The 21174-nt window shown below is 42.3% G+C and carries 16 protein-coding genes; 4 read left to right on the forward strand and 12 right to left on the reverse strand.

The genetic code is table 11. The annotated features are described in order from the left end of the window. Positions 1-121 precede the first annotated feature (121 nt). Positions 122-1963: a membrane protein insertase YidC gene (gene yidC, locus BM176_RS01415; RefSeq protein ID WP_090098824.1), complete on the reverse strand. Its 1842-nt coding sequence runs from the start codon at positions 1961-1963 to the stop codon at positions 122-124. Between the two features lie 151 nt (positions 1964-2114). Further along, positions 2115-3767, reverse strand: a complete 1653-nt coding sequence (locus tag BM176_RS01420) for a CTP synthase (protein ID WP_090098826.1) — start codon at positions 3765-3767, stop codon at positions 2115-2117. Positions 3768-4071: 304 nt separating this feature from the next. Between BM176_RS01420 and BM176_RS01425 the strand changes: the two genes are divergently transcribed. Next, a complete protein-coding gene (locus BM176_RS01425) occupies positions 4072-4587 on the forward strand; it encodes an acyl-CoA thioesterase (protein ID WP_090098828.1) in 516 nt (171 codons plus the stop codon). A 136-nt stretch (positions 4588-4723) separates the two neighbouring features. Here the strand turns inward: BM176_RS01425 and BM176_RS01430 are convergent, their stop codons facing one another. From BM176_RS01430 to BM176_RS01445, 5 genes are all read right to left on the reverse strand, one after another. Further along, positions 4724-5365 (reverse strand): HD domain-containing protein, encoded by a 642-nt coding sequence (locus tag BM176_RS01430; RefSeq protein WP_090098830.1) that lies wholly within the window; start codon positions 5363-5365, stop codon positions 4724-4726. Between the two features lie 575 nt (positions 5366-5940). Next, entirely contained in the window at positions 5941-6129 is a 189-nt protein-coding gene (locus tag BM176_RS32070; RefSeq protein WP_143097672.1) for a hypothetical protein, read from the reverse strand. Positions 6130-6554: 425 nt separating this feature from the next. Next, the gene (locus BM176_RS01435; RefSeq protein ID WP_090101522.1) at positions 6555-7136 is read right to left on the reverse strand and encodes a precorrin-2 dehydrogenase/sirohydrochlorin ferrochelatase family protein; all 582 of its coding nucleotides are present in this window, start codon (positions 7134-7136) and stop codon (positions 6555-6557) included. Positions 7137-7233: 97 nt separating this feature from the next. Further along, entirely contained in the window at positions 7234-8010 is a 777-nt protein-coding gene (cobA, locus tag BM176_RS01440) for a uroporphyrinogen-III C-methyltransferase (RefSeq protein WP_090098832.1), read from the reverse strand. Between the two features lie 32 nt (positions 8011-8042). Next, on the reverse strand, positions 8043-10151 hold the full coding sequence (locus tag BM176_RS01445) for a HEPN domain-containing protein (RefSeq protein WP_090098834.1): 2109 nt from the start codon (positions 10149-10151) through the stop codon (positions 8043-8045). A gap of 404 nt (positions 10152-10555) precedes the next feature. Here BM176_RS01445 and hxpB point away from each other — a divergent pair, with 404 nt between their 5' ends. After that, positions 10556-11209 (forward strand): hexitol phosphatase HxpB, encoded by a 654-nt coding sequence (gene hxpB / locus BM176_RS01450; protein WP_090098836.1) that lies wholly within the window; start codon positions 10556-10558, stop codon positions 11207-11209. Positions 11210-11466: 257 nt separating this feature from the next. On the opposite strand, the gene rpsA is transcribed toward hxpB, so the two are convergent. Beyond that, a complete protein-coding gene (rpsA, locus tag BM176_RS01455) occupies positions 11467-13371 on the reverse strand; it encodes a 30S ribosomal protein S1 (protein WP_090098838.1) in 1905 nt (634 codons plus the stop codon). Positions 13372-13560: 189 nt separating this feature from the next. Here rpsA and BM176_RS01460 point away from each other — a divergent pair, with 189 nt between their 5' ends. Together BM176_RS01460 and BM176_RS01465 are read left to right on the forward strand one after the other, a co-directional pair. Beyond that, the gene (locus tag BM176_RS01460) at positions 13561-14442 is read left to right on the forward strand and encodes a rhomboid family protein (protein WP_090098839.1); all 882 of its coding nucleotides are present in this window, start codon (positions 13561-13563) and stop codon (positions 14440-14442) included. A gap of 45 nt (positions 14443-14487) precedes the next feature. Beyond that, a complete protein-coding gene (locus BM176_RS01465) occupies positions 14488-15714 on the forward strand; it encodes a 4-hydroxy-3-methylbut-2-enyl diphosphate reductase (protein ID WP_090098841.1) in 1227 nt (408 codons plus the stop codon). Between the two features lie 200 nt (positions 15715-15914). On the opposite strand, the gene BM176_RS01470 is transcribed toward BM176_RS01465, so the two are convergent. From BM176_RS01470 to BM176_RS01485, 4 genes are all read right to left on the reverse strand, one after another. Beyond that, positions 15915-16676, reverse strand: coding sequence for a LytR/AlgR family response regulator transcription factor (locus tag BM176_RS01470; RefSeq protein WP_090098843.1), 762 nt, complete (start codon positions 16674-16676; stop codon positions 15915-15917). A gap of 14 nt (positions 16677-16690) precedes the next feature. Beyond that, on the reverse strand, positions 16691-18637 hold the full coding sequence (locus BM176_RS01475) for a tetratricopeptide repeat-containing sensor histidine kinase (RefSeq protein ID WP_090098845.1): 1947 nt from the start codon (positions 18635-18637) through the stop codon (positions 16691-16693). A 428-nt stretch (positions 18638-19065) separates the two neighbouring features. Further along, positions 19066-19755 carry a (d)CMP kinase gene (cmk, locus tag BM176_RS01480; protein ID WP_090101524.1) on the reverse strand — a complete coding sequence of 230 codons (690 nt, stop codon included), beginning with the start codon at positions 19753-19755 and terminating at the stop codon, positions 19066-19068. 119 nt (positions 19756-19874) lie between these two features. Further along, on the reverse strand, positions 19875-20951 hold the full coding sequence (locus BM176_RS01485) for a hypothetical protein (RefSeq protein WP_090098847.1): 1077 nt from the start codon (positions 20949-20951) through the stop codon (positions 19875-19877). Positions 20952-21174 lie beyond the last annotated feature (223 nt).

The following is a 21174-nucleotide window of genomic DNA, read 5'->3' on the forward strand; positions in this document are numbered from 1 at the left end:
GCAGATGCAGTGTATTTATTGATCAATCACAATAAGGCAAAACCGCTGTGATACAAATCAACAACTATCCGCGCCTGAAATAAAAAAGGCCCCCGTTGTGGGAGCCTTCTTTTATTATGAATTACTTTTTACGTTGTTGTGCGCCTTGCTGGCGTTGTTGCATTTCTTCCAGCTTTTCCTGCCATTTGGATTTGCTCTTTGGCTTCTTCTTGTTTTCCTGGATCTGTGCGTGGATCTTGTCGTGGTTGATGATAAACTTCTGAATCACCCACTGTAACAGGATACTGATCACGTTAGAAAGGAAGTAGTAGAATGTAAGTGCAGATGCCAGACGGTTAAAGATCCCTAACAGCATTACCGGGAAAATGTAAGGCATATATTTCATTACCGGGTTGCTCTGATCGGCCATACCGCGGTTATTGAAAGCCAGCATCAAACTGGTGGCAGTCATCAGCAGGGTGAAAAGACTGATATGATTGCCATAGAAAGGAATTGTGAATGGCAGGTTGAGGATAGAATCGTAGGTAGAAAGATCCTTTGCCCACAGGAAGCTTTCCTGGCGCAGTTCAATAGAGGATGGGAAGAAGCTGTACATTGCTACCAGGATAGGCAGCTGCATAACAGCAGGTAAACAACCGCCCAGCGGGTTTACACCAGCACTCTTGAACAGTTTCATCTGATCCATACCGAATGCCTGCTGATCATCACCATGTTTTGCACGAAGTGCATCAATTTCAGGCTTTAACACCTTCATTTTAGCAGATGATACATAACTCTGATAGGTGAATGGCGCTATCAGCAAACGGATAAATAAGGTAAGGAAGATGATGATAACACCGTAGTTGTGAATAAATCCGCTCAGGAAGTTAAACACAGGAATGATCACCCATTTGTTCACGTACTTAACAAAGGCGAAAATACCGGAACCCAGTGGAATGATATTTTCCAGGCCAATGTCAAAAGACTTTAAGGTCTTGTAATGGTTAGGACCATAATAAATTTCTATCGGGAAGCTGAAATCATGTGCACGGGTATAAGGTATAGACAGGGTGGTGAAGGTTTGTCCTACGATGTTACCGCTTTCAGGCACTTTAGAGTTGATATCTGCTCCGGCAAAGTTGTTGTCTTTCTTTGAAATCAAGGTTGTATTGAAGAACTGTTGCTTCACGCCCACCCACCGTAATTTGTTTTCGAGTGGCTGGTGGCTGGTACGCTCAAGGGTGAAATAGTCGTGTTTCCCCTCTCCTGTCTGGTAATGCACCTGGTTGTTCAGGCGTTCGTTCTGCATATCCTGTTCCTGTCTGTCATTCTGGTTATCCCATTGTAATGACAGGGTTTTCTGTGAAGCAGGCAGTACGTTTTCCAGTCCTACAGCATGAATATCAAAGTCTACCGCGTAACCATCCTGTTTTAAGGTGTATACATATTCCAGGAATTGTTCCGGATTAGGGGTAGATAAGCGGTAAGTGATAGCCTGGCTACCATCAGCCAATTTCTGTACCGTACCACCTGTAAAGAACAGATCAGCAGTATTTAATAAGGTATTGTTATTAGCAGGCAGTTGCATGGAAATACGGTTAAAAGAACCGTTTACCAGCATTAAAGGGCCACCATCAAAGGTTTTAAACTTTTTCAGCTGAACAGTAGCTGGCTGTCCGCCCTGGTTGGTAAAAGTGATCTTTAACACTTCATTTTCCAGTACAGCAGTTTGAGCAGTACCGTTGGCAGCGTTAGCAAAAGCACCATATTCTCCAGCCAGCCTGGTGGAATCCGGGGTAGCGGAGGTGCCGGCAGCAGCGTAACCAGTAGTATCTACAGGTACTTTAGGCTTGTTGATATTTGCGATGGAATCCTGACGGGCTTTCTCTTTCCGCGCTTCTCCCTGTTGCTTTTGGTTAAAGAAGATGTATCCTACCAGCAATACTCCGAGCAAAACGAAGCCAATGACCGAGTTTCTGTCCATGAAATCTAATTGAAATTTAGGCAGCAAAGGTAAGTAAAAGCCGCAAGCTTTTAGTTGTGAGCTACAAGTATCATCCCAATATTCTGTTAACTTAACATTAAAAGGACGACCTGCAACCGGCAACTAATAGCTTGCGGCTAAGAATTATTAATTATTGGTGGGCAATTTTCTCTTCCTCCAGTTTGGCTTTATTCGTTTTATCCTCTGCATAATCTTTAGCTGCAGCTATGAAATGAACAAATAGCGGAGCTGGTCTTTCCACGGTACTTTTCAGTTCCGGGTGAAACTGGCATCCTACAAAGAAAGGATGATCCGGCAGTTCTACTATTTCTACCAGGCCACTTTCAGGGTTTTTACCAGAAGCAACCATACCGGCTTTTTCGAAGTCTGGCAGGTATTTACTATTGAATTCGTAACGGTGACGGTGACGTTCACTGATCTGTGTACCCTCATAAATAGAAGCTGCACGGGAGTCCGGTGTTAATTCACAGGCATAAGCACCCAGGCGCATAGTACCACCTTTGGCAGTAATTTTCTTCTGTTCTTCCATCAATCCTATTACAGGATGGGTGGTATCAGGATTCATTTCAGTAGAGTGGGCATCTTTCCAGCCTATTACGTTACGTGCATATTCCACTACGCTCATCTGCATTCCAAGGCAGATCCCAAAGAAAGGCAGGTGATTTTCACGGGCATACTGAATGGCCGTTACTTTACCTTCTATACCTCTGTGACCGAAACCCGGAGCTACCAGTAAACCATCCAGGTTACGAAGTTTCTCGGCAACGTTTTCTGATGTGATGAACTCAGAATGAATGTTTTGTACAACTACTTTACATTCATTCATTGCTCCTGCATGGATAAATGATTCCAGGATGGATTTATAAGCATCCTGCAACTCCACGTATTTACCGATTAATCCAATAGTTACTTTGGATTTGGGATATTTCAGCTTGTCCAGGAATCCGCGCCATTTGGTGAGGTCAGGTTCCTTATCAATAGGAATATTCAGTTTCTTCATGACAATCACATCCAGCTTTTCGCGCAGCATTTCCAGCGGAACTTCATAGATGGTGCTCATATCATTAGCCTCAATCACAGCATCTACCGTAACATTACAGAACAGTGCAATTTTCTTTTTCAGATCACTGTACATAGGTTCTTCCGTACGGCAAACGATCACATCGGGGTGAACCCCGTTTTCACTCATCATTTTCACGGAGTGCTGTGTTGGTTTGGTTTTCAGCTCTTTAGCAGCCCGCAGGTAAGGAATCAGGGTAAGATGTATTACCAGGCAATCCTGTTCATCCAGTTCCCATTGTAACTGGCGAACCGCCTCAATGTAAGGTAGTGATTCAATGTCTCCCACTGTTCCACCTAATTCGGTGATCACGATATCAAAATTACCATCCTTACCCAATAACAGGATCCTGCGTTTGATCTCATCTGTAATATGTGGTACTACCTGTACGGTTTTACCCAGATAAGCCCCTTCGCGTTCTTTGTTAATCACGGTCTGGTAAATACGGCCAGTAGTCACATTATTGGCCTGAGAAGTAGGTGTATTCAGAAAACGCTCATAGTGCCCCAGATCGAGGTCCGTTTCAGCGCCATCTTCTGTTACAAAACACTCACCGTGTTCATAAGGGTTTAATGTCCCTGGATCCACATTAATATATGGATCGAACTTCTGAATAGTCACTCTAAAACCGCGTGCCTGCAATAGTTTTGCGAGCGAAGCGCCTATAATTCCTTTACCCAACGAGGAAGTAACACCTCCCGTAACGAAGATATATTTTGCCATAAGATCTAAATTCTTGTAGAAATACTTGACCTAAAGAGGAAGTGCCGGACGACATAATGGTGTAACCAGTCAAGTAAATACTAACTTCCGAAGGTCATGCAAAGTTACACAAATTTGCTACCTACCCAAAAGGGTTTTTAAAATTATATATTTCATACATATATAATGAAATAAAATAAATCGTTTTAACTATTAATTAGGGGTTGATAATTTTATCTGACGGATCAATTCCGGGGCATTACTCATTATTTATTGCCCATAGCAGCAAACTTCTTACTAATTTTGCCGCCGAATAAACATCAATATGACTTCAACGCCAAAGCGCACACAGGATTCAATAATACAGATGACGGAACTGGTTCTTCCCAATGATACCAATACTTTTGGCAACCTTATGGGAGGCCGTTTGATGTATTGGATGGATATAGCAGCTGCGCTAGCCTCCATGAAACATTGCAGTGCACCGGTAGTAACTGCCTCTGTAGACAACATTTCCTTCGAGAATCCGATTAAGCTGGGCAATGTAGTACATATTGAAGCAAAGGTGAGCAGGGCATTCACCACTTCTATGGAAGTACACCTTCGGGTATGGGGAGAAGATCCTGTACAGCAGTACAGATATAAGTCCAATGAGGCATTCATGACCTTTGTGGCATTAGATCCCAATGGCAAGTCGAGGTCAGTACCCGCTATAATTCCTGATACAGAAGATGAGAAGAATTTATATGAAGGCGCTTTACGCCGTCGTCAGCTCCGCCTTATTCTGGGCGGCAAGATGAAACCAGAAGATGCTGAAGAACTGAAAGCACTGTTTGCATAATACAGTGAGAAAATCTTTCCTTCCAGGCGGAGAACATGTGTTAAGTTATTTCCAGAATAAACTGATTTTCAGACATTATTCCAGAGGGGCTGTATCTTACTTTGATACAGCCCCTCTTAATTTAAATGATAATTTCCTAAGAAATCCCCTCCCACTCTTTATAAAATCTTTCCAGGAACTGTTCCATAAACAGATGCCTTTCTTCAGCCAGTTTTCTGCCTGTAGCCGTATTCATTCTATCCTTCAGCAATAATAGCTTTTCATAAAAATGATTGATGGTAGGAGCTGTACTGTGTTTGTATTGTTCCTTTGTCATATGCAGATCGGGAGCAATGGCCGGATCATATATTGCCCTGTTCTTAAAGCCCCCGTAATTAAATGTTCGCGCAATCCCAATGGCTCCTAATGCATCCAGGCGGTCGGCATCCTGTACTACACCCAGTTCTATGGAATAGAATTTACCGGTTTGATGTCCGCCCTTAAAAGAAATATTTTCGATAATCTCCACCACATGGCTGGTTACATGTTCAGGCGCTTGTATAGATTCCAGGAAATTACGTGCTTTTGCGGGCCCCACGGTTTCATCACCACCATGAAATTTGGCATCTGCAATGTCATGCAGCAGGGCACTCAGTTCTACCACCAGTAAGTCCACTTCTTCCTTTGCAGCAATGTGTTTAGACAGTTGCCATACCCGGTAAATATGCCACCAGTCATGCCCGCTTTCGGCACCAGCCAGTTCTGTTTTTACAAATTCAACTGTTTGTGTAATAATCATGGGGTCAAATATACATACATAATTAAGCCGGACTAAAGAGATGATCCATCCCTCTGGTGGGAAACGAAGATTAACAATGATCAGGAAAGTCTGAGATGGTCTGTCGTTTGATAGTAAACGAAGAAAAAGAGAAACGGAAAAGGAAGCCTGAAGCTAAAGTAGACCGTTTCTCTTCCCTGCATTCCGGCAGCATGCAAAGATATTACAGGGGATCTTGCTTCACTAAGATTTTCTTCGTTCTTCTCTTTATTAATCGCTAGATTAATTTGGTGTAGTTAGAATTGGTTGATAAAAATTAATGGTCGGCAATTGTTTGATACAATTCAGATTCTGGTTGATGAAACGCTCTTATAATACCTTAGCGAGGCCCCTTTCGGGCCTTCGGCATAAGGTATATACTTCAGGGAAGCGGGAATATTTTTTATTGGCGCGGCATAAGGCAGGGAAATTTTATTGTCCGGACTTCGAGGTCAAGAACTTAGCTGACCTTTGCTGACCCTAGCCCCGGAAATTTCCCTACCTGTAACCGCTACTTGGTTTCTTGAAGGCATATACTTTCTATATACCTGATATTTTTACAGAGCAGAACCAGCTACTACCTGGTGATCATAGATCAATACTGCCCCTTTGGTTGGTTTTATGACATTGTGTGACTGATCACTTTTAATACCGAAAGCCTTTAATTTTAAGGTAGTGCCTGAATAAGTATAAGGTGACTTCTTAATTACGACTTTGCTAAATCTGTTTCTCGAAACGTTCCGCATAAAAGGAGATTAATGATACATTAAAAATAAATATATTTTAATCATTATCCCAACAATCTCTATAAAAACAATACATACTTTCTAATTCAATATAAAAATAGCAACGATTGTTGGATTTTTACACACTATGATACTAAATTATAAATATATTTTTATTACTAATGTAATATATAAGAGAGAAGTATATGTCTATAGGGGGTAAAAAACTACCTGTTTACGGTAAAATATATCAGAAAGGTTCTCTTTAGTTCAATTTATAAACACAATTCGTATAAAAAACAAACATGCTAATTGATTATAATCTGTTAGGAGAAAAAGATTTTTTTCAGATGATGAGAGGATTATAGGAGTTAATTGTATGAATATCAATTGCTATTTCTATGATGAGGGTTAAGCAATACAATGATAATATATGAATTCTGTGATCAGTCCTTCTTTACAAGTACTTCAGTAATCTGGTTAAGTTGCTTTACTTTTTCGCTGAAATCACCTTTTAGTCTTTCACGGATCGTCTGTAATTTATCAAGTACTTCATTCAGAGAACCAGGAAGGGCTTCCTGTAATACCTCCTTCAGGCGCTTGGCAATGGTCGGCGATTTCCCATTGGTAGAAATAGCTATTTTGAGATTGCCCTTCTGTACTACTGAACCTAAATAGAAATCACACAGTTCCGGCGTATCTGCTACATTAATGAGTACCCTGCTCCCTTTTGCTTTTTCCCAGATGCAGCAATTCAGGTCCTTATCATTAGTGGCTGCTATTGCCAGGTCTTTCCCCAGCATATCCCCACAGGAAAAAGGTTTCTGCATCAATGTTACGTTAGGTGCGCTTTTAGCCAATTCCACCAGTTCCGGTAAGAACCAGGTAGCCACCACAGTAATGTTGGCATCATGACAATTGCTCAATATCGCACTTACTTTTTCATGCCCGATATTCCCTCCGCCAACTACAAGTACCTGTAGACGACTTACCTTAAAAAATACCGGAAACAGATTATTCTCTTCCATATGAGCAAACATTTATACAGAAACTGACCAAAAGCAATCGCAACATAATTTACGAAAAAACATCCTGTTGCAGAGCTTTTGGTCAGTCTGATTAATTTTATACAGCTATTTTAAAGTCCGCTGCCAGCTTATCCTTCACAGACTGGAATGCTTCATGGAAGCGTACCACTTCTCCAATCACTATAATCGCTGGATTTTTCATTTCTCCCCTGCTGGCGATAGCGGCCAGTTCCTCTACTGTACCTATGCCCACTTTCTGGTCTGGCAAGGTACCATTCTGGATAATGGCAGCAGGAGTGTTACCTTTTCCCTGTGCAATATATGCAGCTGCTATTTCTTCCAGTTTACTCATTCCCATCAATATCACCACGGTTGTCTTAGCCAGGATAGCATGTTCCAGATCGCGTGCCAGGTTGCCGCTCTTTGTAGTACCGGTCAGCACCCAGAAGCCCTCGCTCACATTACGCGCTGTAACGGGGATGCCACTGACAGCCGGTACTGAAATAGAACTGCTGATACCCGGAATCACTTCCGTATCTATACTAAACTGTTGCGCAAAAGCCAGTTCTTCCTGTCCGCGGCCAAACACGAAAGGATCTCCTCCTTTCAGTCGTACCACATTGCCATAAGTCAGCGCATACTTCACAATCATGCGGTTTATTTCATCCTGGGAGTACACATGCATACCAGCCCGTTTACCCACAAAACGCTTGAGACAGTTGCTTGGCGCATGCTCCAGCAGTTCGTTGTTCGACAAAGCGTCGTACAGAATTACCCTGGCCTGCTGGATGGCTTTCAACCCTTTCACAGTAATCAGTTCAGGATCCCCAGGACCTGCACCTACCAGTGTTAATTTTGGATGTATATTTAGCATAATGTACTTTTAAAAGATGAAACAGACGCACATTAGGATGCAGCTACTTCAGATTGTCTGAATGCCTGAGCCTGCGCATAAAAATCTGCGGCCTCCTTGTTATATTGTTTTGCAAAAATTTCTGAAGGCTCGTTCTGGTTGATTTGTAATACCAGTGTATTAAATCCACCAACGATTGGCCATTTGCCAGTTTCTACGAAATGTTTGTCAAAATCTTTGATGATACCTGTTTGCGTATTGCAACTCACCCCTTCTCCTAACAGTAAAGCCTTTGCAGTCTGTATAAAAGCGGAATAAGAATGATAGATACTATCTGCATACTGCTTGATTTCAATCGATTCATTTGATGATTGCAGCTTTTCTTCTCCTTCCAGTAACAAAGTAGCTACCAGATCGATTACCACACCAGCACATTCACCAACACCAATAGCGGTGGCAAATTTGTCTCCCTGGCCCCAGTCAACAAAATCATCATCCTGTAATGTGGTCAGATCTGTTAATGGTTTCAGCAGATCATAGAAATATTTCTCTCCCTGGCGATCGTAGTATTCATTAAATTTCTCATTCTTCAGACCATTCCCTTCAAAGTTGTGTAACAATGAACGCAGTACATCAGGACCACGTTTACTTGGCACTTTTATTACTTTGTCAGCCACACGACCAACACCATCACCTACAATACCGCCGCCCAGCAATACCTGCAGGGCTGGTAATACTTTACCACCACTCTTTATGGAACTACCATGAAATCCGATAGACGCAATACCATGCTGACTGCAGGAGTTCATACATCCACTGATCTTAATCTTAATGTCTTTATTATATATGAGATCAGGAAACTCATCCTGGATTACCAGTTCTAATGCTGTAGCAATACCGGTGCTGCTGGAAATTGCCAGGTTACAGGTATCTGTTCCAGGGCAGGCGGTAATATCAGCAATACTATCAAAACCCGGTTCAGCAAAACCAGCTGTTTCCAGCGCGCTGAACACGTAAGGCAGGTGTACCGGTAAAATATATTTCAACAGCAAACCCTGGTTCGCAGTTATACGCACATCATTTCCAACAGCAGGACGTAATGCCTCAATCAGCTGACGTGAAATAACAGAACTGATGTTCCCCAGTGGTACGCGTACGTAAGCAGCATAATAATCTGCCTGACGCTGACGGAAAGCATTTGTAGCCTTCCATGCTTCGTATTTTTTAGGGTCCTTTATTGTGAAAGCCGGCACTACTGCATCAGCAGCAGGTAATTCCGGATCTGCCCATGCATCCGCATCAACCGGGAAGGACTTAGATTTATTCGCAATACGCTCTTCTTCTACTAATCTTGTAAATTCTTCCAGACCAATCTTCTGGATCAGGAATTTCAAACGGGCTTTATGGCGACTGGCTCTTTCTCCATGCCTGTCAAATACACGCAATACTGTTTCTATATATGGGATCAACTGATCTGCTTCCAGAAACTCGTAAGCAACATGAGCGAGGTAAGGCTGTGCACCCAAACCGCCACCAATCATCACTTTAAAACCACGTACCTGTTTTCCGTCTATTTCACGAATCTTAGGTATCACTCCTATGTCATGCATAAATGCCCAGGCAGTATCTGCATCGCTGCTGGAATAGGCCATCTTGAATTTACGGCCCATATCCTGGCATATTGGGTTACGCAGGAAATAACGGAAAGCAGCATCTGCATATGGAGAAACATCAAATGGTTCTTCAGGGTCAATACCTGCCCTGTCTGACGCGGTGATATTACGAACAGCATTTCCACATGCCTCGCGAATAGTAATATCGTCAAGATCCAGCTTACTCCACAACTCCGGAGTTCTTTCCAGGCTCACGAAGTGAATCTGTATATCCTGACGGGTAGTGAGGTGCAGGTTACCGGTAGAATACTCATCTGAAACATCTGAAATACGTTTCCATTGTTCAAAGGTCATTTTACCATATGGCAGTTTGATACGTATCATTTGTACACCCGCCTGACGCTGGCCATAAATGCCTCTTGTCAAACGCAGGCTACGGAATTTCTCATCCGGGATCTGTCCTTCACGAAATAATCGGATCTTTTTCTCCAGTTCTATTATATCCCTTTCTACTACAGGATTTTCCAGTTCTGTTCTGAAGCTTTGCATATAAATTAATTTCTTGGTGGTAAATTATCAGATTAAACACTTCCTTAGCCTATATAAAGCACAAAGCCCCCGTAAATACCGGAGGCTTTGTATATCTTGTTTGATTCTTGATTGATCATCAGTACTATACATCTACGCCTCCCTCCTTACCGTTGCATTACAGCAACGGAACATCCAACACTGGTCCTTTCTTATACTATCCATATTTCCCATCGTTTTTGTAGACTATAACAAAGTTATAAATCTACGCGAGATTTCCAAAGGAAATTTTCATAAAAAAAGGGGGTAAATATTAGAATTTATTTAAAAGCAGGGAAATTAGTCATCATTTCTTCCTCGGATTTTTCTATTGTCATTAGAATGATAATGTAACTTTGCCGGCGCAAAACAAATGAAACGCACACATGATTAATACGGTGATTTTCGATATGGATGGGTTGTTAATTGACTCAGAACCCTTGTGGGGGCAGGCGATGCGGGAAGTATTCGCTACTGTAGGAGTGGAATTGTCAAAAGAGCAGGCTAGTCATACTACCGGCCTGCGTACAGTAGAAGTAGTGGATTACTGGCATAATTTCTTTAAATGGCAGGGAAAAAGCAACGAGCAGGTAACGAACGAAATTATTGATAGTATTACAGGCAAAATAGTAGCAGAAGGTGAGGCTATGGAAGGATTAGAATACATCCTTGATTATTTTGAACAGAAGAAGTTTAAAATAGGACTAGCCTCCTCCTCTCCTCTGCGGCTGATCGACGCTGCTGTTACTCACTTTGGTATTAAAGATCGTTTTCAGGTCATATCTTCAGCAGAATTTGAATCACATGGTAAGCCGCATCCGGCTGTTTACCTTTCCTGTGCTAAAGCACTGGGCAGTACTCCCCTGGAATGTTTAGCCTTTGAGGATTCCGTTACCGGTATGACAGCTGCCAAAGCAGCCCGCATGAAGGTGGTGGTTGTTCCTGAGTCCCATAACCGTAATAACTCACGTTATGCGCTGGCTGATTTGCAGTTAAGCTCTTTGAAGGAGTTTAATGATGAAATGCTGGCTAAGTTATAATATAAGCAGAAGTTAAGAAGGGGTTAAGCAGGGGTTAGTTTGACTCGAGTCAAACTAACCCCTGCTTAACCCCTTCTTAACTCCAACCAACCCCTTGCTTAACCCACACTACTTTACCTGCTTTTCCCAATATTAGAGGAGCGGACTACAGGTTTAACCCAGATCACTTTACCTGCTTTCCTTTAGACTTTCCTAAAAACAACAAGGGCTGTTCCTTGCGAAACAACCCTTGTATTATTTAAACCTAAAAAAGCTAATTAACCTTTTTTCTCTTCTTCACCACCTTCAGACTGCTTCAATTTCTCTCTCAGTTCAGCTAAAGCACCCAGATCACCTAAAGTAGCTTTTTCTACTTTACTCTGAATGGTTTTAACTGCCTTGCGGGTTTTATCAGCATCTGCTCTCTTTTCTTTAGCAACCGCTTCTTTTTCTTCGGTCTTCACCTGTTCCCAAACTCTTGTATGAGAAACCAGGATGCGTTTTTCGCTGCGATCGAATTCAATGATCATGAATTCTTTCACATCTTCAACAGCAATTGCTTTTTCATCTTCAGTGCGGAGGTGACGTGCAGGAGCGTAAGCTTCCAGGCCATATTGTAATTGAACAGTAGCACCCTTGTCATCTTTCTTCACTACAGTACCTTCATGGATAGATCCAATTGGGAAGATAGTTTCGAAAGTGTTCCATGGATCTTCTTCAATTTGTTTGTGGCCCAGGCTCAGTTTGCGGTTGTCTTTGTCAATTCCCAGTATTACTACTTCGATTTCGCTACCTACTTTCGTGTACTCACTTGGGTGATTGAAACGTTTGATCCAGCTAAGGTCAGAGATGTGGATCATACCACCGATACCTGTTTCCAGCTCAACGAACACGCCATAAGGAGTAATGTTCTTCACAATACCTTTGTGACGGCTTTCCAGCGGGAATTTAGTTTCGATAGTAGCCCAAGGATCTTCTGTCAATTGCTTGATAGACAGGCTCATTTTACGTTCGTCTTTGCTCAGGGTAACTACCACTGCTTCGTATTCTTCACCTAATTTGAAGAATTCTTTAGCATTGATTGGTGTAGAAGCCCAGGAGATTTCAGATACGTGTACCAGTCCTTCTACGCCAGGCAGAATTTCCAGGAATGCACCATAATCTTCGATGTTCACTACTTTACCTTTCACGCGCGCACCTTCAGTGATGTTTGCAGGTAAGGTATCCCAAGGATGGGGAGTGAGTTGTTTGTAACCGAGGCTGATACGTTTTTTCTCGTCGTCGAAGTCCAGTACCACCACATTGATCTTCTGATCCATCTGCAGTACTTCGCTTGGGTGAGAGATACGACCCCAGCTGATATCGGTGATGTACAGCAGGCCGTCCAGACCACCCAGGTCGATGAACGCACCGAAGTCTGTAATATTCTTGATAGTACCTTCTAATACCTGGCCTTTTTCCAGTTTGGAGATAATATCCACTCTTTGTTGTTCGATATCGCTTTCGATGAGTGCTTTGTGGGACACAACTGCGTTTCTGATGGCTTCGTTAACCTTAACCACTTTGAATTCCATTGTTTTACCTACAAACTGATCGTAGTCGGTAACAGGTTTCACGTCGATCTGTGAACCTGGCAGGAAGGTTTCCATACCATAAACGTCCACGATCAGGCCGCCTTTGGTTTTGCTGGTAACAGTACCAGTAACCACTTCGCCTGTTTTGTAAACTTCCACGATTTTTTCCCATGCACGTTGCTGACGAGCCTGTTTACGGCTCAGGTGCAGGTTACCATCGCGGTCTTCTTTTTCTACTACCAGTACTTCTACTTCATCTCCAACTTTCAGTCCCTGCAAATCGCGGAACTCGTTCAGAGAGATCAGACCGTCTGATTTGAAGCCGATATTGATTACCACATCCGTTTTGGTTAAACCAACTACGGTACCGGTAAGCAAACCGTTTTCTTCGATCACTTTGAAAGTGCTGTCGTAAGTTTGGTCATACTTAACCTTTTCTTCCTGGCTGTAGGAAGAAACGTTACGTTTGTCCACGCTCCAGTCAAAATCGTCGTGAGCGGTCTGTACTGCAACAGGTGCATTTTTTGTCGCTGTTTCTACCTGGGCAACTACTGCCTCTGGTGCCTGCTGTTCAGCGTTTTGTTCGTTAGTAATGTTGTTTTCTGCCAAAATTTGGTTCCTCCTTTTGTTAATAAATATCCCCCGGAATTTGGCCGGGAGTTTTTAATTGGAGGGCAAAGATACTGAATAATCATAAAAAAAACACCAAATTCCCATTGATAAACAAGGCTTCCGTTACTTGTAAAAATGTACCGTCAAATAGGTTTAGGAATGGCAATTTTGTACTAATTTTCATGTATGAACGGAACTTCTTTCAGATCTGATATTCGCTTCTGGCTGAGACAAGGAAACACAATTAACCATCTGCTATTCTGGAACATTGTTGTATTCCTCCTGCTCGGAGTAGTGCATGTAGCGGGGTGGATATCCCCCGCAACTGGTTTTATACCCACCTTTTTGTATGAGCAGCTGTCCCTGCATTCAGCATTACCTGCTTTGATCTCAAAACCCTGGGGGTTATTCACTTATATGTTCACCCATGTTGCCATCTTCCATTTATTTTTCAACATGTTGAACCTCTACTGGTTTGGTAACCTCTTCCGGTCTTTCCTTGGCAATCACCGAGTATTGCCCCTCTACCTTCTGGGTGGAATCACAGGCGGCCTTATATTCCTGCTGGTTTACAACCTGGCTTATTCCAGTATCGATGGTACCCTCATTGGTGCTTCGGCCTCGGTAATATGCATGCTTGTAGCCTGTGCTACCAAAATACCCAATTATGAGATAGGCCTGCTGTTTTTCGGACCTGTCCGGTTAAAATGGCTGGCCCTGGCAGTAGTAGTCCTGGATGCAATTGCCATTCCCGATGGTAATACCGGCGGTATCGCTGCTCACCTGGGTGGTGCACTTATGGGTTTTGTATATATTAAACTACTGGATAACGGTACGGACATCTGCCAGCCGCTTATATGGCTGTTCAACAGACGGGTACGCGTAGAATCACCCAGGCGTAAACGTATATTCAAACCTAAAAAATCTCCTCTTAAGATAGTAAGGAACGGCCCGGAAGAGAACAGGCAAAACCACCTGGATCAGTTGCTTGATAAAATCAACGACAAAGGCTACGAAAGTCTGACCCCTGAAGAAAAGGCCTGGTTAAAGAAAATGAGCCAGGAGTAAACCGGTCATAATACTGGCCATCAAAATATGTAACTTTGCCTCCAGATGAAAACATTCAACGTACCTGTTATATATCGCAGTCCGCTGATTACGGCTATTAAGAACAGCCGGAAAAAGCAGGACCGCATGAAGAAGGATTTTACACCAACCGTACTGGATTTTGGTTCGATGAAAGTATTACTGGCCCGCCACTTCGGCTTTTGCTATGGTGTGGAGAACGCTATTGAGATCGCGTTCAAAACGGTAGACGAGAATCCGGACAAAAGGATCTTCCTGTTGAGTGAAATGATCCATAATCCCCACGTAAATAATGACCTGCTGGCCAGAGGCGTACAGTTCATTATGGATACAGCCGGCCGCCAGCTGGTACCCTGGGAATCACTGAATCCGGATGATATCGTGATCATTCCTGCTTTTGGTACCACCCTGGAAATAGAAGCTAAACTAACTTCACTGGGCATTGCCCCCCTTCAATATAATACGACCTGCCCCTTCGTGGAAAGGGTATGGAACAAGGCTGAACAGATCGGACAACAATCCTATACTGTTATTGTACATGGTAAGCCTGGACATGAAGAAACCAGGGCTACCTTCTCTCACAGCCGGCATAGTACGCCTACCATCGTAGTGAAAGATATGGCGGAAGCTCAGTTACTGGCCACCTTCATTACCGGTGAGAGACCGGCAGCTGATTTCTATGAACTCTTTAAAGGACAATATTCCAGTGGTTTTGATGTAGCCAAAGACCTTCAGCGTGTAGGCGTGGTTAACCAGACCACTATGCTGGCCACTGAAACCCAGGCTATCGCCGACTATATCCGCAATGTGATGATGGACAGGTATGCACTTACCGCAGCCAATGCCGGAGAGCGCTTCGCAGATGCAAGGGATACACTCTGCTATGCCACCAATGATAACCAGAGTGCCGTAACGGGGCTGCTCCAGGAACAGGCAGATCTTGCCATCGTAGTGGGTGGTTATAACAGCTCTAATACATCTCACCTGGTAGAACTATGTGAAGAGAAACTGCCTACCTTTTTTATTTCTTCAGACGAGAAACTGATATCTGCCAATGAAGTACAACATTGGGACTTCCACCATAAACAAGAACTGCATAGCTTTTCTTTCCTGCCGGGAAAAGAACAGGTCACCATTATGCTCACAAGCGGAGCTTCCTGTCCCGATGCATTAGTGGAAGCAGTGATCAGAAAATTACTTTCATTCTACGGACTGGAACATAAAATAGAGGAACTCGCCAGTAAGTTTGATTAAGTTATAATAACAAGAAAGACACCACGTGGTGTCTTTCTTCTTTGGGGCTAATCAATGCTAGTAATGCAGAGAAAAAAAATTATATATTGAAATAAGGTAAAATCTGAGTCAAAAGTAGTTTTTACCTTATCAGCCGACAACCGACATTTATTATCCGGCAGTCAATTTCCTGTAAGTGGCATAAAACACCTTACATCTGGTTAGAATTGCATCACTTTTTTCAGGAAGTCTGCTTTACGCCGGCGCGAAACTTCTACCTGCGTTCCATCACTCATAAGTGCAAAGCCTCCTTCTCCCTGTATATAAGATTGCATCTGTTGTAAGTTAATAAGATGTGAATTGTGCACCCGGAAAAAGTCCACATCAGTTAGCAGTTCCTCAAACTCTTTCAGAGGACGCGATACCATCAGGTTCTTCTTATCTGTAAAAAAGATCCGGGTATAATTTCCGGTAGATTCACATCTCACAATATTTTGCACCGGCATAAACACCAGTCCGTTAATAGTAGGTAATGCTATTTTCTTATGGGTCTGATGCAGTGTTTTCATATTCTGCAGAAACACTTCAATAGGAGAATGCTGTTCTGCGGATTGTCCGTTACGCCTGCTCACACATTTCTGGATGGCATCCTGGAGTTCTTTGATACTGAAGGGTTTTAACAAATAATCCAGTGCATTGAACTTGATCGCCTTTAAAGCGTATTGTTCATATGCAGTAGTGAATATCACATCGAAGGTGATCTTATCGAATAGTTTCAATAATTCAAACCCATTCTGATGTGGCATTTCTACATCCAGGAATACAACATCCGGTTGTAACGCTTCAATTAGATCTTTCGCTTCTTTTACACTGTTCACCCCTCCCAATACTGTTACTTCCGGGCATTTTTTCTGCAACATTGTTTGCAGGGCATCGATACAATGCTGCTCGTCATCAACAATGATGGCCTTTATTTCGCTCATGCTCTTTATGTATATTAAAAAATAAATTCCACTGGTAAGATAAGTTTCACCTCTGTACCTGTGGCTATACCGGTTCCATCTTCCAGGTCTGTTATATTTACGTTTGCTTCTTTGGTATTGTTAATTTTCCGGATCAGATCTATCCTTCCTTCCGTCACTTTCATGCCCATCGAACGGTGTGTTTGTCCCTTCTTTTCTTTAATTTCTATTGCCTTTTTCCTACCTATTCCATTATCCGTAACTATACAAGTAAGAGTACGTCCTTTCAGGGTAACATTTATTTCAAGCAGTCCTTTACCTGACTTATGTACAAGACCGTGCCAGATAGCATTTTCCACATATGGTTGAATGATCATGGGTGGGATCAGCACCTCCTCCTCATTAATATCTACCGCCACATTAATTATATAATCAAACACATCATTGCAGCGTAGTTTTTCAAGATCAAGATACAAACGTAACGATTCCAGTTCTTTATTAAGTGAAATAAAAGTATACTGAGTGTTATCAAGGATCATACGCATTAAACGCGAAAACTTGGTAAGATAGTCTGATGCCTCCTCCTGATTATTACTCCAGATAAAGCGATGAATGGAACTGAGTGAGTTAAAAATAAAGTGAGGATTCATTTGCGCACGCAGAGAGCGGAGCTCCAGTTGCAGGGTATGTTTATTGGTTTCCAGGTTCCGGTGGCGGATATAAAAGAAGCCTCCCACCATAAGCATCAGCAGGAAACCTGCCAATGACATAATATACACAACATTACGCTTGGTGCGCAATTCTCCCAGCTGTTTATCATGTTCCAGCAGCTTGATCTGGTTATCTTTCCTGTCCACCTCATAGATAGCCTGTGTCTGCGCAAGTGCCTGTGAAGATGTTTCATCCAGCAAACTATCCTTATACAGCAATGATTTATCCATAAACTCCAGTGACTTTTCAAAATCACCACTTGCTTTATAATCTGCGGCCAATGCTTTATAAGCATCCATCAGCATTGATTTAAAACGCCACAGCAAACTGATACTGATAGATGCCTGGATATATTTCCGGGCTTCCTCATGCTTCCCCTGGAGGCTCCATAACTTACCTATGCTCAGATTGCTTTCCGCTACATGCACCTTATCTTCCACTTTACTATTCACAATCAATGCTTTATTGAGATATTCAAGGGCATGTGCATAGTCTTTCTTCTCCTTATAGGCAGCACCGAGCGAGTTGTAACAGATTGTTAGTCCGGTACTATTATTTAATTGCTGATTTACAGCCAGCGATTTCTTATAATAATCAATCGCCAGGTCCAGTTTGCCTAATCCCTGGTAAGCATATCCAATATTTCCCAGGTTAATAGCCACTCCAAGGCTATTCTCATTTTTATGTTCGAGTTGCAATGCCTTATTAAAATGGACAATAGCATCATCATACTTTCCCGTTGAAAGTTGAATATTACCTATACTGTTAATAGCCACACAAATATTACGGACATCGTTAATTTTCTCGGCCAGTTGTAATGCTCTGAAATGGTATCCGAATGCTTTTTCCAATTTATCCTGCCGGCGATAGTCTACACCGGTATTATTTAAAGCAATAGTTAACAGCAGATCATTTTTTGCTTCTGCCGCATATTTAACTGCCTTTTCATGATAGTCTGAAGCCAGAATATATTCTGATTTATTTCTTTTGGAAATGCCCAGTTCATTGTAAACGCTGAACAAGCCACGAAAATATCTGAGATGCTGAGCGGTAACAATTGCATCCTGGAAAAAGGGATTTTCCATTTTATGCTGATCAAAGTAATGCCCCATGGACTTTCCTTTATCGATCAGCCAATTTACTTTACTGGTATCATTGGGCAATAGTCTGGCAGAATCCAGTGTATGGAAAACGAGGATAGAATCCTGCCCGTATGTGTCCCCCTTTGTAAAAACGAACAAGATAAATAAGAAATAATAGCCTTTAAGCATGCAACAGCGAGGTATACCACAAGTTAGTTAAAAAAGCGAAAGGGCGAAAGAATTCGCCCCTTCTTCCTATTAACCGAATACACCTACTGAAAACATGGACTCGAACAGGCGAACCCGCCTTGCCCACATTAAGTTCAAATATTACTAGCCACAACGCCTGAATATATAAGTGTCAAATTAATCACGGTTAATAGCAGGTCTCCGGATACAGCTATGATAAGACCTTAAATGATCTTTATAGACTTCTCTAGACCACTTGAAAAAATATAATGATGATTTGAAAACGATAAGCTGCGTTCAAAACAATACAGTAATAATAAAATGTAGGAAATTCTGGAGGATGTGGAAAATTATGCAGGGTTTCTCTACCGTAACAAAACCGGTAATAGAACAAATTTAATAAAGGTTTCTCTAATATTCTAATAAATTCAGGAAGATTGTACCATAATTACGTCATCCACCCATTGCATCACCAATTTAAGCTGCTCATTCAGACTTAACTGACTGTTATCCAATATAATAGCATCTTCAGCTTTTCGTAGGGGGCTAATTTCTCTGTTGGTGTCAATATAGTCGCGTAATTCCAGGTTTTCTCTTATTTCGTGAAGGGTAATGTTCTTGTTTTTGGCGTACAACTCTTTAAATCTGCGTTCCACACGAATGGCGGTATCTGCCGTCATGAATATTTTCAGTTCTGCATGGGGAAATACAGTAGTTCCAATATCCCGGCCATCCATTACAATACCCCGCTGCTCTCCCATTTGCTGTTGCTGTGCTACAGCGAATTCGCGCACTTCTTTTACTGCGGCTACTTCACTTACCCTTTCTGCTACGAGCATCTCACGGATCAGATGTTCTACATTCTCCCCGTTCAGATTCATTTCTGACAACATTGTGATCGGGTTATACACAAATTCCAGGGTGATACTAGCCAGGGCTTCATTCACTTCATCCACGTTATTCCAATCCACAAGATTCTGTATGAAATACAGGGTTATTGCACGATACATGGCTCCGCTGTCTATGTACACATAATCCAGTTCTCCGGCCAGTTGCTTAGCCAAAGTGCTCTTCCCACAGGAAGAATAACCATCTATTGTGATAATAACTTTTTTCAAAACCAAGGTAATTAAAATGCTTACGGGAAAGAACGACAGTGTAAAGTTAAAGGAAAAATGGAAAATTTCCATTTCAGATACATAATTGTATCTCTGATAATTATACAGAAACCCATTTTTTAAATAGGACTGGATATTGATATGATGAACCAGTAAGTACCGTCCGACTGCAAAGTAGCGCTCCCCCCATCAGTCAGATTAAAACCGGTATTGCTGTCATCTCCATCAAAACTGCTCCCATTGGAGCTTACTGCAACATCAGCAGCTCCTGTAGCCCGTTTTATCACGAATACTCTGCCTGTACGGCCAGTAGCTGACGGTAAAGTAATGGTAACAGGTCCATCTGCAGTACCACTTCTTACAACGGTATAATCATCGTCACCTACAGTAGTGCCTGTCGTTACAACTCTTATTGGGAGAGTGGACGCCGCTCCGCCCGACAGGCTGCTTAATTTTTTCTTCCACACCTTTCCCTGGTCTATCAGCAGTACTGTATCTTTTGTATCATCCACTCCAATTTGCGGAAGAAAAAGGTCCTGCGTAATAGTGGTGCCAGTCGCACTGCCAATAGATACCGAAGTACCATAAATAATATTAACATCTCCACTGATCAGTTGTATAGGCTGCGTAGCAGAAGTCGAAATCATAATTTGTCCTGTGGTGGATGTCATTCCATTACCAAGAACAAAGGAGCCATTGGCGAATAATGCTCCGTTAAATATTTTACTACCGGAAAATATCTGAGATCCTGTGCTCATAAAACCATTCACAGTAGCAGAAGCATTCGGGATATTCAGAGTGTGAGTTCCCCCGGTAGAAGTAATTGCGTAACCACCCGCAGTTAGGTTAGTAGTCTTAAACAACTGCACAGAAGCATTGAGTCCATTGAGGGAAGTAATTCCGCTACCTCCCGCTGCCGCCAGATTCTGCCATGTATTATTGGCACGTATATACAGGCTTTGATTTGGTATATAGTAGATGATCATCCCATCAGGAGAATTTTGAAGTGTGGGGAGTGTAAGATCTGAGATCCTTGGTAACAATAATCCCTGCGTTTTGCTATCCAGCTCCAGTAATGCAGACTTTTGTATGGCGCCTGGATTATCTCCCAGCTTCAACTGGGCACGCGTAAGTGTGGATGTAAATAACAGCAGTATTAATAACTGAACTGCGTACAGATTTAGTTGTGCTTTCATAGGTATTGTAGGTATGGTATAACTCAGGCCGACGTGCTTTCTAAAGTGTCTCTAACGTTTGCAAGAAACACTTTGCAACGCATGTCATATAAAGTTAATGGGAAAACAGGGAAATGGTATACGGGAGATGGAGAATAGAGGGCTTGTACTCAAAGATCCTTAAACAACAACACCAGAAATTTCCTATTCAGGTAACTTCTGGTGTTGTTGTTTAAGAAATGAT

The sequence above is a fragment of the Chitinophaga sp. CF118 genome, from assembly GCF_900112615.1.
Classification (GTDB): domain Bacteria; phylum Bacteroidota; class Bacteroidia; order Chitinophagales; family Chitinophagaceae; genus Chitinophaga.